We start from the raw sequence: 17,881 nt of genomic DNA, 5'->3' as shown, positions 1-17,881 counted from the left end.
GTCGACCTCCTGGGTCAGGTCGATGCCGTCCGCACCATGGACAACGGCCGCGTCGCGGCGACCGACCACGTGCCCGCGGCCCGCGTGGCCCAGCAGGCCGTCGAACTCAGCGACGCGCACCAGCAGATGGAGCGCTCCCGCGTCGAGATGATGCGCGGTTACGCGGAGACCGCGAAATGCCGTCGCCGCTTCCTGCTCGGCTACTTCGGCCAGGAACACTCCGACGAGTGCGGCACGTGCGATCGGTGCGTGGCCGCGGACCGTGCCCGCCGTGACGACGGCGGAGGTCCCGACGTCCTGTCCGGCACCGGAGGTAGGGGGCCGGCCCCGCGGACGACTCCTGCGCGGACGAGGAGCACCCCTTCCGGCCCCCGGCATCTGCGTGCTCCATGCGCATTGGGGCGACGGCTCGGTGATGAGCGCCGACGACGGACAGGTGACGGTGCTCTTCGACACCGCCGGCTACCGCACGCTCTCCATCGATGCCGTGCCGAGGAACGGTCTCCTGACCGTCGGATGAGCACCACCCGCCGAGGCCGCCCTGGGCCCGCGGCACCGTGGACCGAGCGGTGGGCGGCGGCCGTCCGGTGCCCCCTGTCAGATGGGGCGCTCCCCCGGCTGAACCGGTCGTGCGCCGGGCGCCTCCCGTCTGCCCGGCGCGCTCACCGCCCACATGCGACACTCGGCGGGTGACCAGGGACGAGCGGACCACCGACCGGTCGCTCGAACGCGTCATCGTGGATCTGCTGGACCGGCGGGGACCGGACTCGTCGATCTGTCCCTCCGATGCCGCCCGGGAGGCGTACGCAGGCCAGGACGACGGGTGGCGTGAGCTGATGGAGCGGACCCGTCAGGCCGCCTGGCGCCTGGCCGACGCCGGTGAGGTCGAGGTCACCAGGGCCGGTCGTCCGATCACCCGGGCCCAGGCTCACGGCCCGATCCGTATCCGGCGGGCCCGCCGCCGAGCGAACGGCTCGTGAGCCCTCGTCGTACGGTGGACCGATCCGCCGCCGCACAGCGACGTCCCGGGACGGTGACGCTCGCGTACGAAGCCGATGAGTGCCCGCCGCCGCGTCGCCAGTGTGCGACGGCGGGCCGGCGGCCCGCCTCCGAGGGGCATTGCGAGGAAACCGGCCGCCGCAGTGTCGTCTCGCCGCGAACGGCGCGATCATGCGGGCGATCGACCACTTGTTCGCAGCGGAGCCTTTCGTGACGGACTCACGGGCAGCCGTTCCGCTGGTCCACGGCACACGGCGGAGTCCTGGCCGGACGACCGGCAAGCGCTCTGCCCCCTTCGGCTGACATCCGTCATGGGACCGCGCGCACGGGGAAGGTCTCGCACATGACCCATGACGAACAGACCCGAAGCCCCGAGGCAGCGAATCGGCGTCCGCCCGGCATGACCGACGCGTCGGTGGAGGCCCTCGGAATCCTCTCGGAGGCTCTGGAGACGGTGGAGCGGGCCCGTGGCAGGCTCTACGACTTCCACCAGCTCACCGGCGGGGCGGACCTGCGGCTGGGCGAGGCGGTGACGCGTCTGCGGGAGGCGGGCCATACCGACCATGCGGATCTGCTCGAACACGAGGTCGTCGGCCGCAATGTGCTGCCGGGTTACTGGACCTTCCAGATGGTCGAGGCGTACGACGACACGTACTACGAACCCTTCCGCCGTATCGAGGAGCGGATCCGCGCGGACCTGGCGGACGGCAGGCGCCATATCCAGGAGGCCGAGATGAAGGAGTCCCGTCGCACCCACGGCCATCCCGACCACTCGGCCCGGCCGCCCGGTCGGGAGTGACCGCTCCGGCGGGGCGGACGGCCCCCGCGACGGAGGCGTTCCCCCGCTCGTCGCAGGCCGGCACGCACCCGGCACCCGGGCTTCCCGGCCCGTCGCCCCGGTGCGGCCGTCACGGCTGCTTGCGACGGTCGGCCCGTAGGTGCCGCAGGCGCGCGGTGAGCAGCCGTATGACGGGCGTACGGGCACGGTGGTCGCACTCGTAACGCAGCAGGACCGCGGTGGCGTCCTCGTCGAGTCCGAGGACGTGACGTTCGATCTCGAGCCGCGGCAGGTGTTTGTAGTCGAGGACGGGAAGTTCCTGCGTCACGGTGGCCGGTGTCGCATCTTCCAGGTCACTCACGCCGATTCGGTCCTCTCCATCGCATTGGGGTGTTCCGCCGTGGGACGGCTGCCCGCTCGGCGTACGGAGACGCCTGGGGGGCGGCGCCCGGCCGCGGACGGGTGGCGCGTCACGATGCAGGATCGGGCGTGGACGTCCTGACCGTGCCCGCCTTGGCCGCGTCCACGGAATCGGCGTAGTCCACGTGCTCGGACACCCCCGTCACCTTGAAGAGCATCCGCACGGGTGGCGCGAGCGGGCCGCTGATGATCAGCCGTCCTCCGCGCGCGGTCAGATCGGTGTGCGCGGTGAGCAGTCCGAGCAGCACGGTGGAGTCGGCGAACACGGTCCCGGACAGGTCCGCGACCACGGTGTCGGCTCCGTCGTCGACCGCGGCCTGCAGTTCCGCGCCGAACTTCTGCGAACCTTCCCAGTCCAGCTCGGCCGCTCCCGCGATCACTACGGTGCGCCGCTCGCCGCTTCTGCCCGCTCGCCCCGCGCCGTTGTCGGTGCCCTGACTCGCCCGACCGCTGCCGCTGTCACCCGTTCTACCGTCCACGCCCGCCCTCACCCTCATCGAAAGAAGCATCGAAATACTGCTGCTCACGGAGCGCGGGAGTACACAGAAAGGCGGCACGACGCTTCGGCGGATCCATGCGCGGCCGTCGACGTCGTGGGGAGCGGTGACGGGCGAAGACTCATCTGCATAGCCGCCCGGAGCAGGGGAATCCGCACCGACAAGTCGGCGCATTCGGACCCCGCCGGTCACCGCACCGGGCAGGGACGGCACCGCGTCGACGGCCCCTGTCGCGTGCCACCACTACGCCCGCCCCCGGAGGAGAGAATTGTCATGAGCGCCACATCCCCTTGGTGCCCGCATGTGCGGCCCTGTCCGGCCATCGGCGCGTCCGACAGCGACTCGGCCGAACCGGTCCTGACCGACCCTTCCACGGGGGCCGCACTCCTGTGCAACGGCTTGCTCGTGGAGGCGGGCCATGGCCCCGGCGGGACGGTCGTTCCCCTGCGCCGCGCCGATGGGTCCGCGACCTGGTGGTTCACCGAGCTCGCCCATGCGTTCCGGTCCGCGATGCGGCATCTCGACGGCTGCCGGGACTGCGCGGCCGAGGAATTCTGCCCGGACGGCGACGTCCTCGCGGACCGCCTGGAGCGTCTCCTTGCCCAGGGCGAGGGGTCCGAACAGCGGGGCCGGGATCGGACCGCCGCGTAACACCGGCTCCCCGCACCGCGTGCGCGTATCGGCGTCTTTCAGCCCGTGGCGCAGCCGCAGGAGAACGGGTCCTGACCGTCGTACGGAACGCTGCCGGCGCCGACAAGACCACTCGGGAAATGCGTCCCGGCGGACGGTTCCAGACGACCCGATACGTGCGACCTGTCGTTTCCCGGCGAATGTCCGCGGCGGGTACGGGTAGCCGGAACGGTGGCTGATGTGGCCGTATGCGCGGATGACGCAGACTGATGTATGGAGCAGGCGTCCTGACCGATGCCGGACTCGATGACGTCGTATGCGGTGATGGGGAGGAGACCGGCACATGTCCGAGAGCATGAGCATGGTGAGCGGTGAGGCAAGCGGAGATGTCGCGATCCTGGCCCCGGAAGGGGAACTGGACCACGTGACGACGCCCGGTTTCTACAACAGCGCGACGGCCGCCCTCGAGACCCATTCGCTTCTCGTCCTGGACCTGTCCGGACTCGAATTCTGCGACTCGACAGGCTTGAACGCCCTGCTACGGCTGCAACGGCGCGCGAAGGAAGCCGGCGGATCGATCGCCCTGGTGGCGCCCAGCCAGCAGGTCGTCCTCCTGCTCCGGATGACCGCGACGGAGCAGTCCCTGCCCGTCTACGACTCCCGTGACCAGGCCGTGGAGGCGATGCGGGGCCGTACAAACAGCTGAGCCGGCCCGACCTCCGCCCCCGCAAGCTTCCTGCCGTCCGGCGCGGGCAACGAGCCGACAGCGCCGGCCCCTTGTGAAGGATTGGTGTGCACGGCTTCGGGAAAGCCGGTGCCACAGGAGCCGTCACGGTGCGATAGTTCGGCGTAGCGGGGCGTACCGGGGTAGGCGGGACCTGAACCTGACGGGGGCACTATGCGTCCTGAACGCGTGACGGTGGACCACTTCGACCGTGGCCGAGGGCCGGACGCGGGAAATGGTGACATGCGGATCAGCAAGGAGTTCGCGGGGACGAGCGGCGCGATCGCCGCGGCCCGGCTTCTCACCAATTCCTTCCTGCGCGGAGCCGGGACCGGCGGTGCCGCGGTGCGGGAGGACACCGTCGAGCGGGCGGTGCTGGTGGTGTCAGAACTGGTCACCAACGCCGTGCGGCACACCGACGGCCCGTGCGGGGTGGAACTGCGGATCGATGGCCGCGCCGTCGAGATCTCGGTGTGGGACACCTCGTCCGACGCGCCGGTGGCGATGGGGCCGGATCCCACGAGGATCGGGCGGCACGGAATGGAGATCGTCGCCGTACTGTGCGGCGGCTACACCGTCACGCCACGGCGCCCCGGCAAGCACGTCAGCGCGCGCCTTCCGCTCGACGCGGCCGGCGCCTGACCCTGCCGCGGCGCAGGCGCCCCGAAGAACGCCGCCGACAGCCTCAGACGCGCGGGAAGCGCGTCGCCATGTCCAGGTAGAACATGTCGATCTTGCTGACGGCCGCGGTGAATTCGTCGAGGTTCACCGGCTTGGTCACATAGGCGTTGGCGTGCCGGCGATAGGCGGCTTCCACATCCTCCGGCGCGGAGGACGTGGTCAGGACGACGGTCGGAATGATCCGCAGACGCTCGTCCTGCTTGAGGACGGCGAGCAGCTCACGGCCGTTCATCCGGGGCATGTTGAGGTCCAGGACGATCAGGTCGGGCAGGTCGTTCGCGGGGTCGCGCAGATAGTCAAGCGCCGCGACCCCGTCGGTGACCTGCGTCAGCCGCCGTCCGGTCCGGCTCTCCTGGAGGGCCTCTTCGATGAGCAACGCGTCGGCGGCGTCGTCCTCGACGAGGAGGATGTCATCGGCACGCCCGGGGGCGACGATCATGTTCGGCTCCAAGTGCTGGGTCGGAGGTGACGGCGAAGGCCCTCCGCACCTGACCGGACCTTACGGGCAACCACGAGCGTTCGACAACCTTTGTTGTCGTGCGGTGTTCCGGGCCGTGTACTGTTCGGCTGCCCCCGTAGCGGGTGGTCAGGCGCGGGGAGGGACGGACCATGGCAGCACGGACTCCGGCTGGGGTTGTCGAGGAACGGGGTACGGACTCCGCGGCGGTGCCCCTCCCGCGGGTCGGCCCCGACAGCGACGCGGGTTCGGCCCCCGCGCGGTCCCGGGTCGAGCGGTGGACCACCGGCCGCTGGCTCGCCGTGGTGTCGGGCGTGGCACTGCTGGTGCTGGCGGCGCTCGGCGTGGTCGGCGGCTGGACGCTCGCCCATTCATCGTCCGTGACCTCCGACATGGTCGACCACACCTCGCCCGCCCTGGTCAACTCCGTCCGCCTGGAGATGGCGGTCATCAACCAGGAGACCGGAGTGCGGGGTTACGCCCTCTCCGGCCGTCGCACGTTCCTGCAGCCCTACACCCAAGGTCTCGCCGACGAGAAGACCGCGCTCACCGCGATCCGTACGGCCATCACCGGCGACCGCCGGGCCGAGGCGGACCTCCAGCAGATGCTCGACCGGGTGCGCGACTGGCAGCGCACGATCGCCGAACCCGTCGCGGGCGCCTCGCCGTCCGCGGTGCGCTCCCTCGGTCCCGGCCAGGTCGAGGCGGGAAAGACGTCCTTCGACCGCATCCGCAAGGCTGCGGCGACCCAGCAGGACCACCTGCGTGCGGAGCGCTCGGCCGCCCGGCAGCGCCTCAGCCATACCACCCGCCTGCGTGACTGGATCTTCGCGGCCACCGCCCTCGTCATCCTGCTGCTCGCCGTCCTCGCCGTCGAAGGACTGCGGCGCGGTATCACCTCGCCACTGCTGCGGTTGTCCCGCGACACCCGCAAGGTCAGCGACGGCGACTTCGGCCACGCCATCGAGGCGACCGGACCCGCCGACCTGCGCGGCCTCGGCGACGACGTCGAGACGATGCGGCGCCGACTGTCGCAGGAACTGGCTGCCAGCAACCTCGCGCACCGCCTGCTCACGGAGCAGGCCGAGGATCTGCAGCGCTCCAACTCCGAGCTGGAGCAGTTCGCGTACGTCGCCTCGCACGACCTGCAGGAGCCGCTGCGAAAGGTCGCCTCGTTCTGCCAGTTGCTGGAACGCCGCTACGCGTCCGAGCTGGACGACAGGGCCCGCACCTACATCGGCTTCGCCGTCGACGGCGCCAACCGCATGCAGACCCTCATCAACGACCTGCTGGCCTTCTCACGGGTGGGCCGCCTCCACAACGACCAGGTCCCCGTCGACCTGGAACAGATCCACGACGCCACCGTGGACGCCCTGGCCGTGGCCGTCGAGGAATCCGGCGCCGAGATCACCCGCACCGAACTCCCCACCGTCACCGGTGACACCACACAGTTCGGCATGCTGTTCCAGAATCTTCTGTCCAACGCGATCAAGTTCCGTCGGCCCGATCACCCGCCGCGCATCCACGTGTCCGCCGAACCCGACGGAGACTTCTGGCGCTTCTCCGTGACGGACAACGGCATCGGCATCGATCGCGAATTCAGCGAGCGCGTCTTCGTCATCTTCCAGCGGCTGCACACCCGGGACACGTACGAGGGAAACGGCATCGGCCTGGCCATGTGCAAGAAGGTCGTCGAACTCCACGGTGGAACGATCGGCGTCGATCCGGAGCACTCCCCCGGGACCCGCGTCGACTTCACCCTCCCCGCCGCCCCGGCCGCGCCCCCCGGTCCGGCCACCGATCCCGCGGCGGATGCCTGAACCACCGCGGCGGGTCGGGGCAGAACAGGCCGTCGGGGCCGGGGAATTGCGCCAGTTGTCCTGGGACGTTCGTCACGTCGCGCAGCATCGCGGTGTCAGTGCCGCCCATTACCGTGGGCCTGACCTGATTCCGCGTCCCTGTCGAGGTGGATGTGAGCAGCCCACAGCGCAAGACGGCCCCGGAGGATGACGACGGGCAGCCCGGCCTGTTCGGCCGGCCGGAGCGGGCCGACGCGCCTGTGCGCCATCCCGGGCTGACCTGGAATCCCGCGGCCGACCTGCGGCGGCTGATCGGGGAGCTGACCCGCGCGACCGGCCTCACCGCAGCCGCGGTGCGGGCCGAACTGGCCGTCCGGCTGGGCGTGCGGACGCTGGCCGCCGCGGACCTGCATGTGGTGCGGGAAGCGGTGTCCGCGGCCGACCGATGGCTGGCCGACACGCGGACCATGCCCGTCGGCGCGACGGTGCCGCCACGTACGGACCGCGCCGCGCGGTCCTACGCGGACCGCAGGGTGCTCTCCGGTGTCCGGGTGACCGAGGAACAGCGCGCGGCGAGCGAGGCGTTCGGCTCCGGCGGGCACATGGCACTGCAGGCCGGCGCGGGGACGGGGAAGACCACGACGTTGCTGCTCCTCGCCGCGGCGGCGGCGTCCGCGGGGCGGCGCGGTCAGTACTTCGCCTTCAACCGGCCCATCGCGGACGCCGCGGCCATGAGATTCCCGCGGAACGTGGCGTGCCGGACCGCGCACTCCCTCGCCCACGCGGCCGTCGGCCGGCGTTTCGAGAGGCGGCTCCAGGCACCGCGCAAACCCGCCTGGCAGGCCGGCGCCGCCCTCGGTATCGCGCCGGCCATGGAGGTGCCGATCGGGGACCGCACGGTCACCAACCGCGGACTCGCCTACGCCATGGTCCGTACCGTGCGGGCCTTCTGCCAGTCCGCCGACCCGGAGCCGGCCCTGCACCACGTGCCGTGGTTGCGAGGACTCGCCGGCGAGGAGGAGTACGCGCGGCTCGCCGAGGTCGTGCTGCCGTACGCCGTACGGGCGTGGCGGGATCTGCAGGACCCGTCCGGCGACGCGATGCGCTTCGAGCACGACCACTATTTCAAGATGTGGGCGATGACCGAACCGCGGATAGCGGGCGACTTCCTGCTCCTGGACGAGGCGCAGGACACCAACCCCGTGCTGGAGCAGGTGTTCAACGCCCAGCGGGGACACGCCCAGCTCGTGATGGTCGGCGACTCCGCGCAGGCGATCTACGGCTGGCGCGGCGCCCGCGACGTGATGGCCGGCTTCGCGGGCCTGCATCTCGTCCTGTCGCAGTCCTTCCGCTTCGGGCCCGCCCTGGCGCGGCAGGCCAACAGATGGCTGACCGTCGTCGACTCCCCCGTCCGGCTCCGCGGGGACCCCGGTCTGGACACGACCATCGGCCCGGCCGCCTCGCCGGACGCCGTTCTGTGCCGTACCAATGTCGGCGCGATGCTTGCCGTGCTCGATCTGCTCGCCGGCAACCGCAGCGTCGGGCTCGTCGGCGGCGGCAGGGCGCTCGAGGATCTCGCTGTCGCCGCCGGGCAGCTCAAGGCGGGTGGCCGCGCCGGTCACCGGGATCTGGTGCTCTTCGGCACCTGGCAGGAGCTGCGCGAGTACGCCGAGGACGACCCGTCGGGGCACGACCTGCTGCCCCTGGTCGAGATCATCGACGAGCACGGCGTGGATCTCGTCCTGCGCGCCGTCCGTCGGCTCGACGACGAACGCCGGGCCGATGTCGTGGTCTCCACGGCGCACAAGGCCAAGGGCCGCGAGTGGGACACCGTGCGCATCGCGCCGGATTTTGAACCCGTACCGGGCGAGGAGACCGACGACCACGGCCGTCCGGTCCTCCGCCCGGTCGGCCCGGCCGAGGCCCGCCTCGCCTACGTCGCCGTCACCCGCGCCCGGCACCACCTCGATCCCAGCGGCCTCGCCTGGTTCGACGACCACCCGGACGCACCGCCCGCGGCGCCGGACGGTCAGCCGGTGGGGCGGGCGTAGGCCACGAAGGCTGAACCACTCGCGGGACAGTGGACGGACGGGGCACGAGGCCGGCGTCCCCCCCTGAGGACGCCGACCCCGCAACTCCCCGGATGAGAGTGTCTATTCCTGCCAGCATTCCACTCCCGCCCCGCACGGCACGTGCGGAAAAATCCGAGCTCGCGCACGCCGCAATCCGGACTTCGGCCCCCTGGCCCAGGGCCGGCCGCTGTGCCGCAAGGACCTACGTGCTGCGAACTGTGGACGGCCAGGCGGCAGTCGTGATCCGCGAACGGTTCAACCGGCGAGGTCGTTCTGGTCCCGTCCTCGCTCCGCGGCCGGTCACCCGACGTCGGCGCCGTCAGAGGCGGTCGGCGGCTGCGTGGTCGGCGGCGGACCGGCCAGAGTCCGGCGGGACAATGTCGCGGTCACTCGTCCGCGGTCGAGGACCGGAGCGACCTCGGTGTCCGCCGCTGTCCAGCCGGTCACCGCGGGATCGGACAGCGGTAGGCCGATGCCCAGCCGGGGGCCGAGCGGTCGGACGGCATCGCTCACCGACGGGGCGGCGCGGAGCCGGCCGACGGTGGTCCAGCCGAGGAGTTCGGAAGGGTGCGCGGCGAGCAGACGCCGGGGACGCGGGTACACGACAAGCACCGCGTCGTCGTCCGCCGCCCCGGCCGCCGCGAGCCGCCGTACGGCATCCGCCGGTCGTTCGTCCCGCTCCACGAGCCGGGCCACGCAGGCCTCGTCGCCGACGACCGGGCCCTCCGCGGGCGCGGGACCGCGGAAGCCGTTCGCGCAGAGCCACTGGTCGTTGAAGTACGTCGAGAGATAGGCGCGTCCCGAATCCGGCAGCAGGACCACCACGGTGTCGTCCTCCGTGAGGTCCTCGGCGACGCGAAAGGCCGCGACCAGGGCGACGCCCGACGAGCCGCCCGCGAGGATGCCTTCAGTGCGGGCCAGCCGCCGCACCGCGTCGATCGCGTCCTGGTCGTGGACGGCGATGAACCGGTCGATCACGTCGGTGTCGAGGGCTTGTGGCCAGACGTCGGCCGCGGCGTCAGGGTGGAGGACGTGTCCCGCGCCTTCGACGGCCTTCTGGCTGCCGTCGCCGCCGGCGTAGAGCGAAGTGGCGGGATCGGCGCCGATGACACGCACCCGGCCGTCGCTCGCCTCCCTGAGGTAGCGGCCGGTGCCCGAGATCGTGCCGCCGGTGCCGACCGTGGCGACGAAGTGGGTGACCTCGCCGTTGGTGTCCGCCCAGATCTCCGGGCCCGTGGTGGCGATGTGCGCCGCCGGGTTGGCCGGGTTGTCGTACTGGTCGACGAACCAGGCGCCGGGGGTCTCGGCGGCGAACCGGGCGCCTCGGGAGCGCATGCTGTCCGGGTGTTCCCGCGGGACGAAGGCGTCGACCAGCCGGACCTCGGCACCGTAGGCGGCGAGTTGGTCACGCTTCTCCCGGGAGGTCCCGGAGCTGGTGAAGACCACCGTGCGGTAGCCGAGCCGTGCGGCCACGAGAGCAAGGCCGATACCGGTGTTGCCGCTGGTCACCTCGACGACGGTGCCGCCCGGACGCAGTGACCCGTCGGCCTCCGCCCGGCGCAGCATCCACAGCGCCGCCCGGTCCTTCACGCTGCCGCCGGGATTCTGCCACTCGGGCTTGACGTAGATGCGCGGGCGCAGTCCCGCGGCGGCTCGGGTGAGCCGGATCAGCGGGGTCCCACCGACGGTGTCGAGGACCGACTCGTACCTGGCCATCACATCTCCTCGTTCGGTCGATCCGGGCCGGGCGCATACGGCGACTCCTGAGCGTTCGTCACCCGGCGCTCCCGGCCGAGTGGATCATGCGCCTGCGGGGTTCCGCATCACTCTTTCGTGAACGGCGTTCCCCGTAGTGTTCGAGGGCGCCGGCCACCGGACCGGGCACACGACCGGAGCGGGCATCGGATCCGGGACATCCCCCGTGTGAACGGATCCGCCGCGCAGGGGCGCCCCATCCGGCTGGTCACCAGGGGCGCCCCGCCCCTGACCACGGCCGAGCGGTACGGGAACCGCGCCGATCAGCCGAACACCGTCGAACGGTACTGGCCGGCGCTCATACGGGTAGGCGACCGGCCGGTAGCACCTGTTGTGAAGGGAAGGATCAGGCATGGGCAAGTTCGGAGATCTCGTCAACAAGGCCAAGGAAGCGGCGAAGGACCACCCCGATCAGGTCGACAAGGCCGCGGACCGGGGTCAGGACTTCGCCCAGGACCGTACGGGCCATAAGTACGACGACCAGATCGACCGTGGTGTCGACAGCGTCCAAAAGGCCTACGGCGGCGACGCGGACGATCCGGCCAGGGACGCCTGACCTCGCCTAACAGGAGCGCCGCGGCCCGGGCAGAGTGGACGTCCCGGATCGCGGCGCTCCGGTCCGCCGAGAACGTGGCGCGGGCGCCGACGTGGACCGACGGGAATCGAGTGAACGTGAAGATCGGCTACAAATTGTCCGCCGAGGGGTTCGGCCCGAAGGAGCTGGTACGCCAGGCAGTCCTCGCCGAACAGGCGGGGTTCGACTTCGTGGAGATGAGCGACCACTTCCACCCGTGGCTGGACGTCCAGGGCCACTCGCCCTTCGCCTGGACGGTGTTCGGCACAGTCGCGGCTCGGACCGAGCGCATCGGACTTGCCACGGGCGTCACATGTCCGACGGTCCGTTACCACCCGGCGATCATCGCGCAGGCCGCCGCGACACTGGCCCTGCTCTCTGACGGCCGCTTCACCCTCGGTGTCGGTGCCGGGGAACGGCTCAACGAGCACGTCGTCGGGCGTGGCTTCCCCAATTCCGTACCGGAGCGGCACGCACTGCTCCGGGAGGCGCTGGAGATCATCCGACTGCTGTGGAGCGGCGGTTACCAGTCGTACCGCGGTACGTATCTGGCGCTGGACGACGCCCGGGTCTTCGACCTGCCGCCGGAGCCGCCGCCGATCGCGGTCGCGGCCGGCGGCAGGGACGCGGCCCGGCTGGCGGCCGAACTCGGGGACGGTCTCTTCGCGACCGAGCCCCGCGGCGACCTGGTCGATGCGTTCCGCGAGGCGGGCGGCAGCGGACCGCGTTACGCGGAAGTGCCCATGGCCTGGGCTCCCGACGAGCACAGCGCCGCACGGGCCGCGCTGGAGACCACACGGTGGGCGGTGACCGGGTGGAAGGTGATGAGCGAACTCCCCAACCCGGCCAACTTCGAGGCCGCTTCCACGACGGTGCGCGAGGAGGACATGCTGGCCCGCTTCGCGTGCGGCAACGACCCCGCGCGCTACGTCGAGGTGGCTCAGCCCTTCGTGGACGCCGGTTTCGACCATCTGGTGATGCAGAACGCCGGGCCCGATCCCGACGGCTTCATCGATTTCTACCGCCGCGAGCTCGACGGACGCATCCGCGCGCTCGTTCCCTCGACGGCGTAGGGCGTGCGGGGCCGCGGCAGGCGCTCCCGACAAGGGCGGTCGAGGACGAGAGCGCGGCCGAACGGCCGCGGTGTGTCGGCCGCGTGGCGGGGAAGGGGTGGCTCGACCGTTCCACCATAACGACGGGGTGACCCATGACTTCCACCGAGATGCCACTGTCCGTGACCGAGGAACTCCGCTCCCGCGCAGGCACTTTCGTCAACTCCCATCAGGATGTCTGGGTGACGGTGGAGGACGACGGCGAGCTGGTGATGGCCGCCGACAGCCCTGCCGTCCTCATGCAGGCCGTCGCCGACTGGCTCAAGGAAGGGCCTGACTACGCCGTTGCCGCGGCTACGTGGACCACGGCTCGGACCCAGCCGGTCTATACGCTCCGGCTGGTCCTGCGGGCCGCCCCCACAGCCTGACCCGTACGTCCGCACACCCCGCCCGGCTGTCGGCCACATCGGCGCCGGGCGGGGTGCTGTCGCGGTACGGCGGGTGGACCGGGACAGCGCTCACAGCGGATCCGATGAACGGAGAGGTCGGCCCCGCACGACGGATCGACCACCTTTGTTACCGATCACAAATGCTCACGCGCTCCTGCCGGCCGGACCGCCCGTCCTTAAAGGGCTCCCCCATGGCCCCCTCGCCCCGGACCTCCCCGGACTGCCCCGGGCACCTCCGGGTCAGGTGCCGTGGACCTCGAACGACCACAAGGAGTAGCCGTAGCCGGTGCCTCTGGCGGTGCCGTAGATGCGGACGTAGCGTCCCGAGCCGGCCAGTCCGGTCAAGTCCTGGACGCCGCCCGTGCCCTTGGTGGTCGAGTAGATCGTCGTCCAGGTCCTGCTGTCCGGCGAGGTCTGGACTGTGAAGGCCCTGCCGTAGGCGGCTTCCCAGTTGAGCTTCACTTCGCGGATGGTGTGCGTGCTTCCGAGGTCGACGCGCAGCCACTGCGGGTCGCTGGAGCCGCTGGACCAGCGGGTGCCGGGGCTGCCGTCGGTGGCGTACGCGGCCGGATAGGAGGGGCTTTCCACCGAAGACGCGGTGGTCGGCTTCCCCTGGGCGAGGTCGGTCGCGGGCGATCCCGTCGGGGCGAAGGTGAGCGTCTGCTCGTCCGCGGTGCGCGTTCCGCCGACGGCGTTGCCGGTGCTGTTGGTCCAGCTCCGGGACGGTGTGGTCTCGGCCGGGCGTGCGGCGTTCGAGGACATGGCGAGCGCCAGCCCGCTGTAGCGGTTGACCAATCGGAAGGTCCCGGTGGTGTTCTTGATGATCCACCACTGCTGGCCGACGGTGGCGCCGCCGGAGCCGGGCGCGGTCGCGGTCGGCTTTGTCGCCCAGGCGCGGGTGGCCGTCGTGCTGGAGTCGACACCCAGCAGGCGTCCGGTGGACGCGTTGGCGATCGTGAACGACCCGTCGCCGCGGGGGCTGAACTTCCAGGATTCGAGCGCCGATCCGGTCGCCGCCGGCACCGATGTCGTCGCGGAGCCGCCCGCCGTCTGGGCCAGCACCCGGCCGGACGCGCTGCCGATCAGGTAGGTCTTCGAGGTGTCGACCGGCGGCACGGCGGGTGCCGTGGAGCTGATGGTGATGTCCGTTTTGGAGCCCAGGTCCATGCAGTTGACCGAGCAGTACGACCGGAAGGTCTTGCCGATGATGGTGGAGCTGGTCTTGTTGACGCTGTCGAGGAACCACCGGTACCAGGAGCCGGTGGTACGGCTGCCGGTGTCGCCGATGAGGTGCCACTTCTGCGTCGACAGGTCGTCGGTGACGTAGAAGCGCTGCGTCGCGCCGGCGTCCTGGTCGATGACCTCCGGCTCGCCGATGTACAGGCCCAGGTAGGCGTCGTAGGCGATGTTCATGGTCAGCAGGTCGGCCTTGGGCGGCAGTTTGCCCGCGGCGACCTGGTCCTCCGGGCTCCCCGGGGTGGAGGGGCTGTACTCCCCGGCGACCGGGGTGTAGCCGGTGGAGTTGGAGGCGCTGACCGGCACCATGTTGCTCTCGGAGCCGCCGACTCCGGGCTGCGACCAGGTGCCGTCGTACCATTTGTGCCAGCATCCGGTGGTCATCTTGGCGGACATGGGGCAGCGGGCCACGTGCGCCTGGCTGACGGTCGCGCCGCTCACGCCGCCCTTGGGAACGACCCGGCTGGTGTAGTAGAGGTAGAAGTAGCCGGAGGCCACGTCCGCGAAGAGCCGCTGGTCGCCGTCGCCGTAGTAGTAGCTCTGCTGCGGGAAGGCGCCGGTGTCGCCCCGTGTGGTGCTGTACGGCGAGGTGATCGCGTGGCCGGTGATCGCCCAGGTGTGGCCCTGGTTGTGCGAGACCGCCCAGTCGATGGAGTCGAAGTGCAGGCCGTCGCCGAAGGGCTGGCCGGTGAACTCGTTGTGGACCAGGCCGTACCAGTCCCCGGTGTCGGGGTCGACCCAGGTGCCGATCAGGTCGCAGTAATTGCCCAGCGGGTAGCCCGAGCTCGGCGTTGCGGTCAGTCCGGTGGGGCTGTGCTGACAGCGCCAGACGGTGTTGGCGTTGCTGTCCTGCGGGTTGTCGGGATCCGTCGCGTTGCTGATGCCGGTGTTGAGTGTCGCGGTGTCCATGGTGGTGCCGCTGAAGAACTGGAAGTAGTGGTCCGGCGTCGTGGCGTCGTTGTACTGGTTGTAGGACTGCTGGAAGTAGAAGGTGCCGTCCTTGTCGATGTAGGGGCTCGCCGGCGAGTCCGTCTGGTACGGGAAATCGCCGGCGGCACCGACCGTGACGGTGTAGGCAGCGCTCGGCGGGGTCGCCGACGCCGGGGTCGGCGGGCCGACCGCCGTCGCGATCGCCAGGGCGATCACTCCGGCCACGGCGGCCCATGCTCTGCGAGAACGTGACACAGGGATCTTCCGTTCCTCGTGGGGCGGGTGGTCCCAGACCCTCGGCCTGGACGTGCTCGGCACCTGCCGATGACCGCACGTCCGCGGGCGAGGGTGACGATCTGCGGACGCGAGGGCTCCCCTGCGTCGGAGGGTCTCACCTGCGGTTTCCGGCCTGGAGGTGACATGGGGCCTTTAGTTCGCTTATTGTTCTTACTAAGTCGAGGGCATGTCAATCCCCCTCACTCCTCCGTTCCTGGCAAGGTGGTCCCGCGCCACGCCGCGACCACTGGAGAGTTCTGTGACGAGAATGCGCACCGATGCCGCCGGCCTCGCCCGGCCGCGCGTCACCGACCGTTCCTCCATCCGCCCCGGCAACCTCGGGCTGGTCCTCAGGCTCCTGCGCGACGGCGGACCGCGGTCGCGCACCGCGCTGGCCGAGGACACGGGCCTGCCCAAAGCGACCATCTCCACGCTCGTCAACGAACTGTCGGACCTGGGCCTGGTCCGCGAGGGAGACCTGGTACGCGGCGAGGGCGTCATCGGCAGGCCGCGTCTCGCGGTCGAACTGGACGGGCGCGGCGTGTGCGGGATCGGGCTCGAGATCAACTGCGACTACGTCGCCACCATCGTTGTCGATCTGCGCGGTCGGACCGTCTTCGAACGGCGGGCCGCCGCCGACGTCCCGCTGCTCGGGCCGGGCGGCACGCTCGACATCACCGCCGGCTTGCTGGAAAGTGCCATCGCGCACACGCGTGCCGGCGGCATCACTCCGGTCGGTATCACCGTCGCGGCGCCCGGCGGCGCCGACCCCGCCACCGGAACGATCACGACCTCGGTCAATCTCGACTGGCACGACGTCGCGGTCGGCGGTCCGCTGAAGGAGCGGCTCGCCGGGACCGTGCTGCCTCCCGTCTCCGTCCGCAACGACGCCCACCTGGGCACCGTCGCGGAGTACCTGGCCGTGGCGGGCGACGGCGTGCAGGACCTGGTCTACGTGACCGGCGAGGTCGGTGTCGGCGGCGGTGTGTACAACGCGGGCCGGTTCTACCACGGCGCCCACGACCGGGCCTGCGAGTTCGGCCACATGCCCGTCAACCCCGAGCCGGTGCCGTGTGTCTGCGGGCGACTCGGCTGCTGGGAGACCATGGTCGGCCTCGGCGCGTTCCTGAAGAAGGCCGCCGACCCCACCGACACCGTCAGGAACACGATGACCGACCGGGAGCAGCGCCTGGCCGAACTCCACCGCCGCGCCGGGGCGGGCGACGAGCGTGTCCTCGGTGCGCTGCGCGACCTCGCGGCCGGCCTCGGACGCGGTCTGTCGCTGATCGTCGACGCCTTCGACCCCCGACTCGTTGTCGTCGGCGGATACTTCCACCAGTTCGCCGACTACCTGCTCGAACCGGTGCAGCGGATCCTCGACGAACGGACCCTTGCCCCGGCCGTCACCACCTGCCAGGTGCGGCCCTCCACGTACATGTACACCTCGGCGCTCCGCGGCGCGGCCCAGTACGCGTTGGAGTCGATCTATCAGGATCCCGCCGGGACGATGAACAGGTCCCCGGCCCTGACCTGAGATCGGCGCGCGGGAACGCGACGACCGGAACCGGCGTCAGCGGGGCACGGCTTGTGCCAATGCCGCTGTGGGGTAGATCCGAAGGAGCGCGTCCACGCCCACGAGACGGAACAGGCGCTCCACCTGTGGCTGCGGACCGGCCACACGCAGATCGGTGGCCTGATGGATGCGCAGCAGCAGATTGATGAAACTGGAGTCGCCGAAGGTGACGTCGCTGATGTCGAGGACGACACCGGGAGCGTCGGCGGTGGCTGCCTCGATCCGCGCTTCCAGGGACGGCAGGTTCTCGGCGTCGAGCTCCCCTCGGGCGGCCACGACGGGCAGCGGAGTGGGAGCGGATCCGCGGGACGGCATGGAAGCAGTATGCCGCCGAACCGCGAAGTCTTCATCATCAAACTCTTGTCGAACTGCAATTGTTACGCACCGCGAAGCCCGCACCCATGGCACTCACAGGAAAGGGCAGACGGGAGGTACGGCCCAGTGAGCGCGGCCCGCGCCGCCCACCGCAGGTGTGCCGCACGAACGGGAGCGGAAGCATGAGGATCAGCGGCACCTACACCGGCGGCTCCGGGTCGATCGCCGCCGCACGCAACCTGGTCACCGCGTTCATGTGCCGGGCCGACGCCGACGGCTTCGCCCCGGCGCAGCGCCTGTTGGGCGACGCTCGGCTGGTGGTGTCCGAGCTGGTGACCAACGCCGTGAAACACACACCGGGCCCCTGCGGCATCGTGATGGAGCTGGTCGGCGACGCCGTGCGGATCACCGTCTGGGACACCTCGCCCCTGCGGCCGGCCGCCCCCGCACCTGATCAGGTGTCCGCCGGGCACCACGGCATGACGATCATCAGCACGCTGTGCGGACCCGTGCATGTGACCAGGCGAGGCGTGGGCAAACAGGTCACCACCACGCTGCGCGCCGACCGGCTGCCGTCCTGATCCGCCCGGACGGACACCCCGGCGAGGCAGTAGGAAGGGCTCCCGGTGAGGCACCACCGCGTTCCGTCCCGTCCTGGCGGGGG

General features: G+C 70.9%; 19 protein-coding genes and 1 pseudogene. 14 read left to right on the top strand and 6 right to left on the bottom strand.

Annotation, left to right across the window (positions count from 1 at the left end; genetic code table 11):
* Positions 1 to 36 precede the first annotated feature (36 nt).
* The 4 genes and pseudogenes from BM076_RS38235 to BM076_RS32305 all read left to right on the top strand — a co-directional run.
* Positions 37 to 237, top strand: a pseudogene (locus BM076_RS38235) (RecQ family zinc-binding domain-containing protein); the annotation flags it as partial.
* Positions 238 to 262: 25 nt separating this feature from the next.
* Positions 263 to 520, top strand: a complete 258-nt coding sequence (locus BM076_RS38230) for a DUF3553 domain-containing protein (RefSeq protein WP_322936874.1) — start codon at positions 263 to 265, stop codon at positions 518 to 520.
* Between the two features lie 169 nt (positions 521 to 689).
* Positions 690 to 980: a DUF3253 domain-containing protein gene (locus BM076_RS32310; protein WP_093717317.1), complete on the top strand. Its 291-nt coding sequence runs from the start codon at positions 690 to 692 to the stop codon at positions 978 to 980.
* 362 nt (positions 981 to 1,342) lie between these two features.
* Positions 1,343 to 1,798, top strand: coding sequence for a hypothetical protein (locus tag BM076_RS32305; RefSeq protein WP_093717316.1), 456 nt, complete (start codon positions 1,343 to 1,345; stop codon positions 1,796 to 1,798).
* Positions 1,799 to 1,907: 109 nt separating this feature from the next.
* Here the strand turns inward: BM076_RS32305 and BM076_RS32300 are convergent, their stop codons facing one another.
* Positions 1,908 to 2,138, bottom strand: a complete 231-nt coding sequence (locus BM076_RS32300) for a hypothetical protein (protein WP_093717315.1) — start codon at positions 2,136 to 2,138, stop codon at positions 1,908 to 1,910.
* A 109-nt stretch (positions 2,139 to 2,247) separates the two neighbouring features.
* A complete protein-coding gene (locus tag BM076_RS32295) occupies positions 2,248 to 2,676 on the bottom strand; it encodes an STAS domain-containing protein (protein ID WP_177246718.1) in 429 nt (142 codons plus the stop codon).
* Positions 2,677 to 2,967: 291 nt separating this feature from the next.
* Between BM076_RS32295 and BM076_RS32290 the strand changes: the two genes are divergently transcribed.
* From BM076_RS32290 to BM076_RS32280, 3 genes are all read left to right on the top strand, one after another.
* On the top strand, positions 2,968 to 3,345 hold the full coding sequence (locus tag BM076_RS32290) for a DUF5999 family protein (RefSeq protein WP_143120702.1): 378 nt from the start codon (positions 2,968 to 2,970) through the stop codon (positions 3,343 to 3,345).
* 322 nt (positions 3,346 to 3,667) lie between these two features.
* A complete protein-coding gene (locus tag BM076_RS32285; RefSeq protein WP_093717312.1) occupies positions 3,668 to 4,030 on the top strand; it encodes an STAS domain-containing protein in 363 nt (120 codons plus the stop codon).
* Positions 4,031 to 4,291: 261 nt separating this feature from the next.
* Positions 4,292 to 4,690: an ATP-binding protein gene (locus BM076_RS32280; protein WP_093717311.1), complete on the top strand. Its 399-nt coding sequence runs from the start codon at positions 4,292 to 4,294 to the stop codon at positions 4,688 to 4,690.
* Between the two features lie 43 nt (positions 4,691 to 4,733).
* Here BM076_RS32280 and BM076_RS32275 read toward each other — a convergent pair whose 3' ends face one another.
* Positions 4,734 to 5,168, bottom strand: coding sequence for a response regulator (locus tag BM076_RS32275; RefSeq protein WP_093717349.1), 435 nt, complete (start codon positions 5,166 to 5,168; stop codon positions 4,734 to 4,736).
* A 170-nt stretch (positions 5,169 to 5,338) separates the two neighbouring features.
* Between BM076_RS32275 and BM076_RS32270 the strand changes: the two genes are divergently transcribed.
* Both BM076_RS32270 and BM076_RS32265 read left to right on the top strand, forming a co-directional pair.
* Positions 5,339 to 7,006 carry a sensor histidine kinase gene (locus tag BM076_RS32270; protein ID WP_093717310.1) on the top strand — a complete coding sequence of 556 codons (1,668 nt, stop codon included), beginning with the start codon at positions 5,339 to 5,341 and terminating at the stop codon, positions 7,004 to 7,006.
* Positions 7,007 to 7,158: 152 nt separating this feature from the next.
* Positions 7,159 to 9,036, top strand: a complete 1,878-nt coding sequence (locus BM076_RS32265; RefSeq protein WP_322936869.1) for a UvrD-helicase domain-containing protein — start codon at positions 7,159 to 7,161, stop codon at positions 9,034 to 9,036.
* Positions 9,037 to 9,357: 321 nt separating this feature from the next.
* Here BM076_RS32265 and BM076_RS32260 read toward each other — a convergent pair whose 3' ends face one another.
* Entirely contained in the window at positions 9,358 to 10,773 is a 1,416-nt protein-coding gene (locus BM076_RS32260) for a PLP-dependent cysteine synthase family protein (protein ID WP_093717309.1), read from the bottom strand.
* A 391-nt stretch (positions 10,774 to 11,164) separates the two neighbouring features.
* Between BM076_RS32260 and BM076_RS32255 the strand changes: the two genes are divergently transcribed.
* The 3 genes from BM076_RS32255 to BM076_RS32245 all read left to right on the top strand — a co-directional run bounded on the left by BM076_RS32255 (position 11,165) and on the right by BM076_RS32245 (position 12,866).
* Positions 11,165 to 11,368, top strand: coding sequence for an antitoxin (locus tag BM076_RS32255; protein ID WP_093717308.1), 204 nt, complete (start codon positions 11,165 to 11,167; stop codon positions 11,366 to 11,368).
* Between the two features lie 116 nt (positions 11,369 to 11,484).
* On the top strand, positions 11,485 to 12,459 hold the full coding sequence (locus tag BM076_RS32250) for a TIGR03557 family F420-dependent LLM class oxidoreductase (RefSeq protein ID WP_093717347.1): 975 nt from the start codon (positions 11,485 to 11,487) through the stop codon (positions 12,457 to 12,459).
* A 134-nt stretch (positions 12,460 to 12,593) separates the two neighbouring features.
* Positions 12,594 to 12,866: a hypothetical protein gene (locus BM076_RS32245; RefSeq protein WP_093717307.1), complete on the top strand. Its 273-nt coding sequence runs from the start codon at positions 12,594 to 12,596 to the stop codon at positions 12,864 to 12,866.
* A 261-nt stretch (positions 12,867 to 13,127) separates the two neighbouring features.
* On the opposite strand, the gene BM076_RS32240 is transcribed toward BM076_RS32245, so the two are convergent.
* Positions 13,128 to 15,278: a discoidin domain-containing protein gene (locus BM076_RS32240; RefSeq protein ID WP_245796587.1), complete on the bottom strand. Its 2,151-nt coding sequence runs from the start codon at positions 15,276 to 15,278 to the stop codon at positions 13,128 to 13,130.
* A 319-nt stretch (positions 15,279 to 15,597) separates the two neighbouring features.
* Between BM076_RS32240 and BM076_RS32235 the strand changes: the two genes are divergently transcribed.
* Positions 15,598 to 16,863 carry an ROK family transcriptional regulator gene (locus BM076_RS32235; protein ID WP_177246717.1) on the top strand — a complete coding sequence of 422 codons (1,266 nt, stop codon included), beginning with the start codon at positions 15,598 to 15,600 and terminating at the stop codon, positions 16,861 to 16,863.
* A gap of 36 nt (positions 16,864 to 16,899) precedes the next feature.
* Here the strand turns inward: BM076_RS32235 and BM076_RS32230 are convergent, their stop codons facing one another.
* Positions 16,900 to 17,217: an STAS domain-containing protein gene (locus tag BM076_RS32230; RefSeq protein ID WP_093717305.1), complete on the bottom strand. Its 318-nt coding sequence runs from the start codon at positions 17,215 to 17,217 to the stop codon at positions 16,900 to 16,902.
* Between the two features lie 182 nt (positions 17,218 to 17,399).
* Between BM076_RS32230 and BM076_RS32225 the strand changes: the two genes are divergently transcribed.
* Complete coding sequence (locus BM076_RS32225; RefSeq protein WP_093717304.1) at positions 17,400 to 17,798, top strand: ATP-binding protein; 399 nt, start codon at positions 17,400 to 17,402, stop codon at positions 17,796 to 17,798.
* Positions 17,799 to 17,881: the final 83 nt, after the last annotated feature.

This window comes from Actinacidiphila alni, from assembly GCF_900112845.1.
GTDB lineage: Bacteria > Actinomycetota > Actinomycetes > Streptomycetales > Streptomycetaceae > Actinacidiphila > Actinacidiphila alni.
This window is presented reverse-complemented; position numbering and strand designations above follow the sequence as displayed.